Source organism: Pseudomonas sp. CFBP 8770, from assembly GCF_014841705.1.
Classification (GTDB): Bacteria; Pseudomonadota; Gammaproteobacteria; order Pseudomonadales; family Pseudomonadaceae; genus Aquipseudomonas.
Window position 1 is genome coordinate 1 of sequence record NZ_JACYUL010000001.1, and the last position, 12,607, is coordinate 12,607.

7 protein-coding genes are annotated in these 12,607 nt (G+C 50.0%); 2 read left to right on the forward strand and 5 right to left on the reverse strand.

Translation table 11 applies throughout. The features are described 5' to 3' along the window. Positions 1 to 952 precede the first annotated feature (952 nt). Entirely contained in the window at positions 953 to 4,696 is a 3,744-nt protein-coding gene (locus IFT98_RS00005; protein WP_192049944.1) for a hypothetical protein, read from the forward strand. 1,126 nt (positions 4,697 to 5,822) lie between these two features. Here IFT98_RS00005 and IFT98_RS00010 read toward each other — a convergent pair. Beyond that, entirely contained in the window at positions 5,823 to 6,389 is a 567-nt protein-coding gene (locus IFT98_RS00010) for a hypothetical protein (protein WP_128588747.1), read from the reverse strand. A 188-nt stretch (positions 6,390 to 6,577) separates the two neighbouring features. On the opposite strand from IFT98_RS00010, the gene IFT98_RS00015 reads away from it, so the two are divergent. After that, positions 6,578 to 6,871: a helix-turn-helix domain-containing protein gene (locus tag IFT98_RS00015; protein WP_192049942.1), complete on the forward strand. Its 294-nt coding sequence runs from the start codon at positions 6,578 to 6,580 to the stop codon at positions 6,869 to 6,871. Positions 6,872 to 7,516: 645 nt separating this feature from the next. Here IFT98_RS00015 and IFT98_RS00020 read toward each other — a convergent pair. From IFT98_RS00020 to IFT98_RS00030, 4 genes are read right to left on the reverse strand one after another with little or no spacing between them, the layout of a single operon-like run. Beyond that, positions 7,517 to 8,047 (reverse strand): hypothetical protein, encoded by a 531-nt coding sequence (locus IFT98_RS00020; protein ID WP_192049940.1) that lies wholly within the window; start codon positions 8,045 to 8,047, stop codon positions 7,517 to 7,519. Next, a complete protein-coding gene (locus IFT98_RS20955) occupies positions 8,044 to 9,231 on the reverse strand; it encodes a site-specific integrase (protein ID WP_244650978.1) in 1,188 nt (395 codons plus the stop codon). The genes IFT98_RS00020 and IFT98_RS20955 overlap by 4 nt, the downstream gene beginning before the upstream one ends. Before the next feature lie 42 nt (positions 9,232 to 9,273). Then, the gene (locus IFT98_RS20960) at positions 9,274 to 10,155 is read right to left on the reverse strand and encodes a hypothetical protein (RefSeq protein ID WP_244650977.1); all 882 of its coding nucleotides are present in this window, start codon (positions 10,153 to 10,155) and stop codon (positions 9,274 to 9,276) included. Continuing rightward, on the reverse strand, positions 10,155 to 12,605 hold the full coding sequence (locus IFT98_RS00030; RefSeq protein WP_192049938.1) for a tyrosine-type recombinase/integrase: 2,451 nt from the start codon (positions 12,603 to 12,605) through the stop codon (positions 10,155 to 10,157). The genes IFT98_RS20960 and IFT98_RS00030 overlap by 1 nt, the downstream gene beginning before the upstream one ends. Positions 12,606 to 12,607: the final 2 nt, after the last annotated feature.

Consider the following 12,607-nt stretch of genomic DNA (forward strand, 5'->3'; position numbering starts at 1 on the left):
CGGCCGACTTGGATTTTTTGAACCTCAAGCAGCGAGGGCCTCAAAAATCGGTGGGTACTTCAGACCTTCCCTAGGTGATCCCAAGGCACAAGCATGAACAGCAAAACAAGGGTCGGAAGGCCTGATATCAGAGCTGGGAAGACACGTGCCTTGAGGCTATATGTGTCGAATTGGCTGAAAATTTCCATGTATTTATCCGTGACTATCCATAACACGATCTCGCAGCAGATCTTCAGTGTTACCCGGCGCCATTTTTGCGACGCGAGGATGAATGACCATGGGAGATGAAGGTCGATCATCGCACGGTGGTCTTTGAACTGGCTAGTGGCCATCCAAACATTTTTCGCGTGATCAGCCAGGTATTTTTGGCGTTCTGCTCGAATTTGCGAAAGATCGGGTGTCACGAAATGCAAGGAGTTGGCGAAACCGTTTATTGTTGCGAGTTTTATTCGCCGGTCCATTTACACGGGGTGGCGTAGGGATAGAGATGCTTATTGGTCAAACGGGCCTTCTGGAGGAAGACTCGAAGCGCCCAGTAGAAGCTGCGATGGTTGGCGAACTGAGCTTTTATAGCGGGTTGAGATACTGCCGCTGTCCCACTTCTGGGAGCTTCCGCGCAGCGGCTTTTGCATGATCGAACTAGTGCCTTAGCCCCGGTTAACCGCAGGGAGGCTGGGCAGAACCTGCGAAAGTTAGTAGACCTAGAGTGCCTATTTGGATAGGCCATACTGAAACAGTGCCATGTCCATGATCCGCGCTTTCGGGTAAAGAAGCTTTTTCTTCGCTGTGTAGAGTGTCGGAAAATGAAATTCATTCTGGCTGATAAGGTCATTGGGTCGATATCCGACTTGTCTGCGGGGAGGTCCCCTTTCAGGCATCTCAGGCATAATCGGATCCATGTTCTCGGTGATCGAGATTTCAGTCTATTAGTCATGTGAAAAAGGATTGCGACATGCAGTGGATCGATGAGGCGGGGTTAGCAAAATGGGCGAAGAGGATTGACGCTCGCGCGCACCTTCCTGACCTGGTAGCTGACTTGATAAGGGCGTCCATCACCGATGCTAGCCGATTTCGATTTCCGGGCGGGGATGCTGGCCAAGTTCGAGGCTGGGATGGCGTCCTTGAGACAGCTGAGCCGGCTGAGTTTGTACCCGCTGGCAAATCCAAATGGGAATTTGGAGCTGGTGCGGGTGCAAGAAAGGCCACCGATGACTACAACAAGCGGACAGGGAAAACAGACCCCGTCGAGATGGCTGAGAGCACTCTGGTGCTGGTAAATCTGGAAAAATGGGACACGCCTCGGGAGCTTCTCACGGAATGGGAAAACGAGAGGACTAGGGAGGGTAAGTGGAAGAAGGTCATTTATCTCGATGCCGTCGAGTTGGTCCACTGGCTTGATCTACATCCAGCTGTGGCGGCGCTGTACGCAAGAGACGTCTTGGGTAATGCGCCACGCAATGGTGCGCTCAGCACGGACGAGTTTTGGGAGATGTACAGCTTGCGTTTCAAGCCTCGTTTGCACGAGAAGGTTGTGCTGGGAGACCGTCAGGAGATTGCCGAAGAGTTGCTTCAAAACCTCGCTGGGCCAGCTCAAGCAATCATGCTTGGGGCTGAGACGGGGATTGAAGTTGTTGCTTTTGCAGTCGCGGCGATCAGGATGGCCCCTCCCGACATCAAAAGAGCGTTGGAGGTGAAAACGTTGATTGTCGAGACTGAGGCCGCAGCACGTTTCCTAAGCCAGCGTACAAACCTGACATTCATTACTACAAACGATGGCGATCGGATGTCAGGTGTCCTTGCCGCTAAAGGGCCGACTTTGTCCGCAGTAACTGGGGTTCAGGCCAGAAAGCACAAGTCGCTTAAGCGATCATCAGCGACTGGAATGGTTGACGGCTTTACGGCGATGGGAATTGAGCGCGACGAAGGGTATGAATTAGCTCACCGATGTGGGCGTAGTCTCACAATTCTTGAGCGACTGATTTCCAATCGACCCTATTCTCCGCCCGAGTGGGTAAGTGGCGCCGCGTGGATGAAGGCCGCATTTCTAGCAGGCGGTTGGTCCATCAATCAGAAACTCGACCGGCTTTTGGTGGCGGAGCTTTCTGGGGTGGGGGAATACGCGGATTTGGAAGAAAAGCTGCTTCCTTCCACTATGTTGGCTGATCCCCCTTTTGATCGGGTCGGTGAATATTGGCAAGTGCGGGCCCCGGTTGATGCGTTCAGCTTCTACGGGCAGTTGATTGGTGAGCAGGATTTGCAGCGTTTCAAAGCTGCGGTGCTGAAGGTTTTCAGTCATGTAGTGGAAGAGCCGTCTCGTGATGAAAAATTTACCCTTCATTACGTCTCCCCTGCGGACTACAGCAAATGGTTGAGAGAAGGGCTGGCGCTTACGCTCCTGATTATCGCGACGATGGACCAGGTCGGTGGGTTGTATATGAATCAGGCGACCGCCCAGCAGTTCGTTGATGAAATAGTTAGCTCACTGCCTGAGTGGGGGAAGAATCACCTGACATTAGTGGGGCTGTCGGGTCAGACAACCTTGATCGCAGAGGCTGCGCCTAGCCCTTTTTTGACGGCCCTCGAATCTATGTTCGAGGGCGAGCAGGACAAGATCGTTGGTTTGTTTCATGACAAAGATGACTGGTCATTTGGCGCATCGGGTCCTTACATCCAGATCCTCTGGGCGCTTGAGGTTTTAGCTTGGGATCCGAAGCTTTTGAATCGAGCTGCGATAGTGCTAGCAAAGCTTGCCGAGCTGGATCCAACACCGGACTCAAACAGAGTCAACCGTCCGATCAATAGCTTGAGGGACATTCTGCTTACCTGGTCGCCCAACACCCATGCGACTCTTCGCCAGCGTATTGCATGCATCGATAGCGTGCTTTCCAAGGTTCCAGCGGTAGGATGGCAGCTTTTGGTCAAGCTGCTCCCACGGTCGCATGACTCTGTGTCGCCAACCCAAAGACCCAAGCTTCGCGATGTCGCATCTGTAAATCCAGAGGAGCTTACATTTGGAGTAGTTTGGGATGCACAGCATGCTGTGGTAAGTCGTGCAATCAAATTGGCTGCTGATAATGAAGAAAGGGCAATAGTGCTGGTCAACTCCTTCTCTGCCTTCAGGCCGGACGACCGAGCGGCTGTGCTCTCGTTTATTGATTCGTATCTGGCCACGCATCAGTCGGACGCAGATAGCCCTGTCTGGAGTGCACTTCAGGCGATGGCAGCCAAACACGAGTTTTATGCAGACAGTGACTGGGCTATTGAGGAGGAAGAGCGGCTGAAGATTCAATCTCTTTTGGATAAGCATCGCCCTGTCGATCCGATTTACCAGGACAAGCAGCTGTTTGATGACTGGTCTCCACATGTCGGGCGTTATCAGGAGCTTACAGACTTGGATCCTGATGTTCTAAGAAAAGAGGCTTTGGCCCGTATCCTAGAGCACGCCGGCCCACTTGGTATACTTGAACTCACAAAAAAGGTCGCCATTCCGACGCTCGTGGCTCAAGCAATCGATATCGAACAGATCACTCAAACAGATCTTATCAAGCTAGTTGAGGCCACGGTAATTCAGTCTCCCGTTCCCGAGCTGGCCCTCTACGCATCAGCACTTGGCGCACAAAGATACGGAGATTCTTGGTCTCAGATTATTGAGGCCAAGATATTTCCATTGGTGCCTGACGCAGGAGATAAATGTTATTTGCTGCTCGGTTGGCCGGTTAACAGCTGGACTTGGGATTTTGTTGAGTCTCAAGGGCCGGAAGTTCACGAACAATACTGGCGGCGTCTTAACATCGTTCCGAATGATGGGGCTTCGGACGATTTGATGAGGGTCGTGAAAGAGTTTCGTGCTGTCGAGCGGAGCCTTGACATCCTATGCCTAGGGCACCGCAGGCTAGCTGAGTTTGATTCTGAGATGATTATTGCTCTCCTTTTTGAAGGGTTACGGCAATCTGATAGCAAACAAAGTGGAACGATGCTCTCTTATTACTTGGAATCAGCTTTCAAAGAGCTTGACGGGCGTGATGATGTTGAGCCCCTTGCCATCGCGCGGTTGGAGTACGCGTATCTACCTGCAATTCAGGATCAGCGACGACCCTTGGTTATCTATAAGCAGATGGCCGATGACTCGGAACTTTTTGTAGAGATTCTGTCCCACGTTTTTAGAGGTACGAACTCGCCTGCAAGGAAGGATTTGACAGATCACGAAAGGAATATAGCGAGCGTGTCATTCAGGTTGCTTTCAGCTTTCGAAACATTGCCTGGAGCTACCGCAGAGGGTGTTGATCAAGCGAAGCTTGAGTCTTGGATTGCAGGTGTACGTACGGCGGCGTTTGAGAGAGACATTGCCGATATTGCGGACCAGCATATAGGTAAGACTTTCGCGCACTCCCCGCAATTCGATGTAGCGGCAATTTGGCCTCCGACTGAGGTTTGCATGGTCATAGAAAACCTTGCTTCAGAGCAAATTGAAAAAGGTTTTGAGATGGAGTGCTTTAACAAGCGTGGCGCTTACATCAAATCGTTTGGAGAAGGTGGGGCTCAGGAACGAGTGCTTGCAAGTCAATACTCAATTTGGGCAGCACTGGCCGTGGAGTTCACCCGGACATCTGCGATGCTTGAAAGGGTGTCAGAGTCGTGGGGGCGGATGGCGGATATGGAAGATCTTAGTGCGGAAGTCGATAAGCTGAAACGCTGATTTCCCGAGTCATTATTGCGAGTCAGGTCTCCTGACTCGCAGTGACTCATCGTGCGTTTTGCAGATCTAGGATAGCTCTTCTAGGGGATGGGGAGTGCCGGCTAGTGCGGCCTCAATATTGGGTCTAGTGATGGAGGAGTTAGAAAGTGGGCGCAGCATTACGACCCAAAGAGGCCGTTCGTGGAGGTTAGCTGCCCGCCGCGAAGGGCAGTTATGGGTAGGTTCTGTTGAAAAAGTCAGCTTCGAATTCCACGCCAGAAAAGTACGCGCCTGAGATTGAAATCTGAATTTCAGGCAGAAGGTTCAGGACTCGGATTTCACGTAGCAGCGTGCAACAGAGATGTTTTCATCCCACAATATTCGAGTGTTTTAGGAAAGCCGACTTTTTCAACACAGTCGGTAGATAGCGGTCTGTCAGTGCACTTGGGCGACAACAGGACCGACCTGCCCAACATTCGAATAGCAAAGTGCAAATTTTGCACAATGCTAATCAACCCGGCCTCTAGGTATGTAGATAGCGGCACTCGGTCCTGACAGCTGTCGATTCGGAGCCCTTTCACATGCTAAACGCACAATGACGTAACGCTATTTTTTGTTCGTAACATAGCTACGTTACGCAAAAAAAATGCGTTACGACCATAAGAACTCGTTTTGACAATTGAACCAAGCACGTAGCAAAGTGGCTTGTGACACGACGCTACTCGCCTTCTCCGAAAGGTCGCGTGGTTTGCGCATGAGGTTGACAACGCACCCGCTGCCAACCGTCGATGTACAACAGTCTGCCATTCGCTCCACAGAGTTCACACGTACGAGCCGCGTGCTGCTCCGCAAACATGATCCATTCGTTAGCACGAGCATCACGGCCAGCTACCAAGATCCGTAGCGTTCCCATCTTCTCCACCGCGCCCACTAGGTAGGTCGGGGCATGTCCAGTAGATTCGTTTGCGTGAGACAAGAGCGAACAGAGTGTCTCTACGATTGCGAGCCACCCGTCACCACAGTCAAACTGAAAATGCATCGAGGCATGAAACGCGGCAGGGAATCGGCACCTGAGATCTAATTCGAGATCAACCTGTTTGTCCATTCGAGAACCTCTTTAGGCTGAGTAAATACAGTATGCGATGGGCTAGCGGCGGAGCTTGAAAGTGTTCACACCATTCCGCTCCAGAGTCTCAATTGCCTTGTCAACAAACACCTCCATTTGGTCCATATACTTTGTATTTTCCTCGGGCCCGAGTAGGTCCCGCTTCAGCACAGCCGCGTTGCGCGACTCTGCCTCACGGCGAGGTCGCTCCCTTAGCTTCATAGCAAGGCCAGGAACCCTTTCCGGAGACAACGTCATATGCCAAATTGGTGAGCCTGGGACGTGCTGATCAAGCTGGAGGTGAGCTTTATAGAGATCAGCAAAATACGTCCAACCTAAGGACGCGAAGGAAAGGATGCCGTAGTCGCTCCCACTTCGCGTGGTGACCCACAAGCTTTCGCCACGGGAATGAATCTCGGAAATGTCCGACGTCTCGATCCGGTGCCCGTCCGCGAAGTTTCCAAATCCATCTGCACATACGTGTCCCCAAACCTCACCAGTCAACATGGCGGGGGGCTCAACCCTCGCATGCGTAATAAAACCGGTGAATACGACCCCGATGGCATCTGCTTTCAGCTTTAATATGTCAGCTTGAATTCTGTCATTCATTCCGTAGTACTCATAACAAATGAGGGGGGACGTGCCCCAAAGGCAGGTGTGCCAAGCGGTGGCGGGCAACCAAAGCCCGAGAATCGTTGGACTCCAACCGAATAAGATATATCTTATATTCGCCTATCGTTGATTCAAAAAATAGCTCATCCCTGCGTCCAATGCTAGCTTTGCTCGGGCGATGATTGATGGATTTCAACGAAGCTGTCGGCTTGGCCGTGCAGGCATTACGTCGTCACAAAGGACTCACGCAAAAAGACTTCTTAGGCACAGTATCCATTCAATATTTAAGCGACTTAGAACGTGGCAAGCGAACGCTCTCGCTTGCAGTTTTAGCGCGAATCTGTGAGCGGCTGGAGGTGCATGAGGCTTTGCCCCTGATTCTGGCCAAGCATTTCATGCAGTCCGCCACCCCTCTGCTCCAGACCATTAGAGAGATTGAGCGGCAGCTCTATATGGCAGGATTTATTGAAAATCCATAAAGCTGGTGAGGGTCAGGCCTACCCTTTTGCCCAGAGCTGGCGGATGTCCCTGGGTCTCAAGATAATGTTAGGGCTACCATGGAACGTCTTCATCGACGGGCTGCGGCTCTGGCCATGTCGCCGGTATGAAAGAGGCAGAGGTGGTGCAGACGCTGCCGGGCCTTGAGCCGGACGATTCTCCGTCCATCCACGAAACTCTGCATCGCCTGAACACGGAGTTGGAGAATCCTCGGCGGCACGGATTCCAAACGGTCTGAGTTCACTACGCCACTCTGCGGAACTACATAGGCCCAATCACTAGAAACCGGAACCTCGGGGAGGTTGCGTTAAAAGGACTCAAGTCTCTGGTTGGGGAGCCTGGCTTAAAGCTTACCAAGTCCGCTCATTCGATGAGTTCCAGTACATTTGCATCTGCCATGACCTTCGGAGCTGCATTTTCGCCTGCGGGCATGGGACCTTCAGCATCCAAAAATCGTTAGATAATCCACTTTCCGAGGAGCAGCGGCATCGCTTGGGGCTCTTGCATCGACTAGCTAGCGGTTGCAGAGGTACATAGCCGAGCTTCTCAGCAGGATCCCTAGCGGAAACCCCACCAACCCAGATCCAAATCCCACTTGGACTTGTTCGGCGCAGCTGATATAGCACCTAGCTTTCGGGGGGAGGGGACCTATCGTCAGTGCAAGATTTGATTTTTGTAAGCTCGTCTTCCAGAACGGCTATTGCATATTTAAGCTTGGAAATATCGATGTTGAGCTTACCAATCGTGTCCTGATCTTTCTTGTACTCGACCATGTAGAAGTCGCGTGCTTGTGCCGTCAGCTTATTCGTCGCAGTCAGAGATTTAACGCTTGTCCGAGCATCTTCCAACTGTGTAAACCAGTACAGAATCTCTAGCCTGCTCTGCTCCAGGAGCTGCTCTGGCGACTTTGTATTGGCTTTCGCAATCACCTGATTCTTTTTCTGCTGCTCACGCCCGGCTTTTATTCGCTTAAGCTCTACCGCTGGCCATTCTCGATGATAAATGGTGTTTCGGTGCACGTTGGCCAATTTGGCTAATGTCGTGACGTTCACAGGCAATGAGAGGTCCTTCTCTATTCTCTTGAGAGCTTCGTTTAGGCTGTAAGTTACGGTATCAAAGCTTTCAGCGTTCTTTGTGTCGTATGGTGCTGCACTCATATAGAAATCTCCATGCCTAAGCTTTTCAACACACCTTCAGCTTCAGATATCGCTAGTTTCAACTGTGCGATTGACGCCGCGATTTCATCGGATGCTCGAAGTTCGGCATAAGGTACAGAAGGGTCGCTTTCGATTTTTCTTAATGCCAGGGTGTTCTGAACGTAAACTTCTCGCCATTTTGGCGCATTCGCCGACGTTACAACCGCGTTTTTACAACGATTAGGGTTGCAGCGTAGCGAACCGATGCACGGAAGCGATTCATCCTGTTCGTCAGTGGCGTTACCATAGCAATAGCCTTGGCCGACGTTAATGACCGCGAAATTCAACTCGGCCATTCGATCAAAAATTTCCTCTTTCGAGTATCCAGCTTCCAGATAGCCTTTGAAATAGGCTGCGAGGCGGTTGCGGTGGGCGGCTGCGTTATCGCCAGCATACCCGCCATCTGGGTCGCATGCGTTGACGATAAACTCTCTTTCAGCATCAAACCGAGAAGGCGCGTCTCTACCACCGCCAGATACCAAAGCGTCACCGATGCCGCCATAGTCGATGGTCACGGTTTTATGAGGACGCTGCTCAACTCTGCTCGCCAAATGGCCGAAGTGCTTGAGCTGGTACGAAATGAAAGGCAACCCTACTGACGCCCGGAACATCTGATTAGCTAACGAGTGTCGCAGGGTGTACGGCGATACTTGTAGCGATTCAAGCTCTTCATGCGTCAGTACCTTCGCCAGAAATGTTAGGATTTGGTGACTCAACCCATGTCCACTAACCGAGTTTGCTCCTTCTTGCATCGAAGGCTTGATAGTGTTCATGTTTGTAATGAGATACGGGTTTTGCTTGAAGCGGTTCAGAGTACGTAGCACTTTCACTGCGTCCAGAACGGCGGGAATCGCTACCCATTTGTCTTCGAAAAGTTTTCCGTAGACATCTTGGCCTTTGAGCACTGTGCTGACGATCAAGTCGTGGCCGAAGTCATCTTTAGCCAGACATTCATCAGCAGTGCAGCCTGACAGCTCCGAGGGGCGCATGCCAGTATACTGGGCGATGATATAGGTAGCACTGTTATTGACGTGCGTTATGTACTCATAGAAGTTGTTGTCAAACTGGGTATCCGTTAGTTTGCCAACCGCTTCCTTGTCTTTAAAGAAACCGGGCCGTTGTGAAGACCAGTAATCTCTGTCCATTTCATAAAGGAATGGAATAATTTGTTCGCCAGTGTATCCCCGTCACGTCATACGTATTGTGATATAGATGTCATATGACCTTCGCGTGAGCTTAACTCGCTTGGCTTCATCGTAGCCAGCCAGGTCCAGTCGGCTCAAAGTGTCGACGTCAGTAATGTCTTCTTGTAATGCTTTTAAGAAGTCTACTACGGCAAAAGACGCTGCGCGCGAGCATTTTTCAAATACGTTGTTTGGAAGCCACTTTTGCTTATTTCTCGTTTTTTTATTGGTTAAGCAATTGCTTTGCCAGCCCAACCCTTCCAAATCAACGTGAGCAAGTGGCTCTGCTAGAACATTTTCGAGCATGAAGTTAGAGCTAAGAATTTGAAACCCTTTCAGAGTTACGGTTCGAAACGAACGCTCGAATGTCTTGGCCTCTATTTCATAATCTTCTTCGGTAAAGTCGGAGAGACTGAAGTGCGACTTTTCAAAGAAATCCTCACCTTGCTCCAAACGCTTGCGTTCAGACATTTGGTCAAAGAACGGAATGGTGGATTTAAAAATGTCGAGGACGGTGTGGGGCTTGTAAGATTTTGGTGTGCGCCTGATTCGCAAGGCGCCAGGAATTTCCAATGTGCACAGTATCGCCATCTTAATTTCAAACAAAATGGTCGTGTTGAGGCTGTCGTATGCTCCAAAGTCGATTCTGGATTTCGCACCTTGGATATCCCTGGCCAAAATGGCAGTGCCATCATCAAAGTCCCATATTGAGTCTTTCACTTGGCTTTTTTTGCTAACAGGCAATTCCATCATCGCATTCGTCAAGCTCAGAGCATTCAAGCCGCTTTCCGGATTAGCGAAGGTAGCTATAATTTCATTGCCTAAGTGGCGAAGAAACTGCTGCCTAACCGGTTTTATTTTGCGTACCAATGTTTCAAAATTCATCAGAGGGTTACGCCTTCAACCAAGGGACTCGTAATGATATGCTCTGACAAACGCTCCGCTTCGTCTAGTTGTTCAGCGGTAAACCCCTGTTCTGACGGCGTCAGGATGCTGTCCAATACCTCTAGGTTCTCTTTGATGATTGCGCCGTAAGGTGTTTGGCCAATAGTACTCGTTGCCAACATTGATTGATACTCCCGGCGCATTGCGAATAGCTCAGGCAAATGTCCTGCTGTAATGATTGAGTTGCTGCACGAAAGGCATTTATTCAGAAGTGAGCAGGCACTGCCTTTTTTGTACGTCGCCAGTTTTTTGATCTCTTCAGGCGGATCATACACATTTCGGCATTTAACCAAGCCGTTACTGATGGCGATCGGAGAGTTTTCAGTCTCTGGAGTCGTAGTTATTTTTGAAGCATTAATTTCGGGTGCTTCCTGCGCGACCGCTTCTTTGTGGATTTTTGCGAGTGCGCTCTCTAGTACGTCACGGGCTGTTTTGCTGAATTCTAACTTATCTAGATACTGAATAGTCGTAGAAAGCGATTTGTGACCGAGGATAATCTGAATCTCGCGCAGGGACACGCCTTTTTCAACCAGTTCCGCTACCAGGCTAGGTCTTAGCCTAGAGGCTGATATATTCAGATCTTCGCCATCCTCATTCTTCAGGCGATGGTCTCGCGCAAACTGATTCATGACTAGATTGATGACTGTTGAGTCTTCGAAGGACCTTATCTTCCCTAGCTCAGTCTGTTTCCTGGATTCATAAATGAATAGCCTACTTTTTACCGCGTCATCAGCGCGCGCGCGTATGTTGCGAGTCAGGTAGGCCACCTCTGCGAAGATTACTTTAACTTCCTTGCTTTGGTTGATAGTCAGCCAGGTTAAATCGGCCTCTACCAGATCCAAGTGTAGTTGCTTCTCTCCGTCCGAGCGCTCTTTCCAATAGCGAAGATATGGTCGTTGAGTTAGCTCATGGCACTCAACGAAATCATCGATGTTTAGTGATTTCAGAGAGTCGGCATTGAGGCCTGTAATTTGCGCGAGCCTGGTGATGTAAGGTGCCATGTGTCGGGACGTTATTTGATAAATTACACCCCAGCTCTCATACGTTTCGATCAGGCCAAGGCCTACATACGATAGTATTCTAATGAATCCTTTTTCGTATTTGTCGCTCAGATTAGCAGAGCCAGGGCCGATTATTCGGCAATTTAGTTTGTTTTCAAAGATCCACCGGGCATTATCCAGAGATGCGAATCCTCTCTTGAGTTCACCATTGCTGTCGACGGGATCAAGACCCCCTCCGAAAGAAGCATAATCCCTCGTGAGATTGTTGAGCTTTAGTCGCTCACTATCACACGCCTGTTTTATTTGAGTCCGTACTGCCGCAGGGTACGGTCGATACTCATCGGTCTTTCTATGCGTTTTAAAACCTTCAATGTCGATGAAGGTTGTCAGTCCCAATCCTTTGATCTTTATTGCTCGCTTGTACATCGAGCGGACCGCAGAGAGCAGTGAGTCAGCAGTATGGGTGGACAGCCCACCGCACTGGATCTTGTCTACTAGAAATTTTCTAAAGTTAGCTAGATAGTTGGCAAAGAAATATTCTTTAGTGTCCTCATTTCCAGAAAACCCAATCTCTTTTAAGTGCTTTACAGCGTATCTAAAACCTTCACTGTAGTTGGATTTGGTCGAGTCTGTTCTGCTCCCCATGGAGGCAGCAGCAAATATATGAAGTAATTTCTTGAAAGGGATCGCAGGATCCTCTGTAACTAAGTCCTGGTAGGAGGTTACAGGGCTCTCTCTTAGCTCGGTTAGCAGTTTTCTAAATGAAGGCTTGCGGGGCGATGTCAGCTTTTTATAGTCATCCTCAGCATTTCGTTCGGCAACGGTCTTATAATCAGATGCGATTACACCTAGCCCTTTCAGGTCTTCGATTATTTCATTGTAGGTCTGGGCTACCAATGGAAGCTTCGCACGTGCCCATTTCAAGTTTTTCATTCCTTCCATTTCGTAAAGACTGGCTCTGGAAGCAATAACTTGGGCGGCCACTGGAATTTCTTTTTTCTCGGTCTCGGAGAGCCCTTCGTACCAAAACAGTAGCTTGCGGCGCCATTCATTGGCAATTGATGGATGACCGAGAACTACGATGTTCTCGTTGATCATCTTTTGAAGCACTGAATTGATAATTTCGCCACGCGAGCAAAATACGGATCCCTCACACTCCAGTTCTCTTTTGAGGTAGGTATACGCTAAACAAGGCTCTCCTTTCTGGCCGAGCTGCACCGTAAGCAATGACTGCCTACTGCTCTTCATTCTGTCAGCCCAAGACTCAATGGACCGCGTGATCACATCCTCGTCACGCTTTTTGGGCCTGGCCGCTTCTGGCTGTGGTTCTTGGCTTTGTTGTGCTTCCTGCTCTTGGCTTTGTTCGTCTGAGGATTGGTCACTCGGCATCA